At 39.9% G+C, this 273-nt stretch carries 1 protein-coding gene; it reads right to left on the reverse strand.

Annotated features, from left to right (window positions below; translation table 11 throughout):
• Nucleotides 1-273 (reverse strand): hypothetical protein (locus QWJ41_RS21330; RefSeq protein ID WP_302710511.1); only part of this gene is annotated, 273 nt, incomplete at both ends.

Raw genomic sequence — 273 nt, forward strand, 5'->3', positions numbered from 1 at the left:
CTTTACGGGAAAGTCTTTCTTCTTCAAGTGTTTCATCACTTTTAGCAGGAGCTTTTGCAACCGCAATATTGATACCGGTTGCAACTAATAAAAGTACAAGAGCAACAAAGTATCCCCAAGAAATTGAAGCAGAACCGGCAAAAACAGGCATATCACCAAAATTAAATGCACTTGCCTGGCTTGCAAGCGGGCCTGACATAACAAACATTACGACAGATACAACCGAAAATACGATTGATACAATATCAAGACCTACCATAGCTTTTGTCTTCG

The sequence above is a fragment of the Nocardioides cremeus genome (genome assembly GCF_030518195.1).
GTDB lineage: Bacteria > Actinomycetota > Actinomycetes > Propionibacteriales > Nocardioidaceae > Nocardioides > Nocardioides cremeus.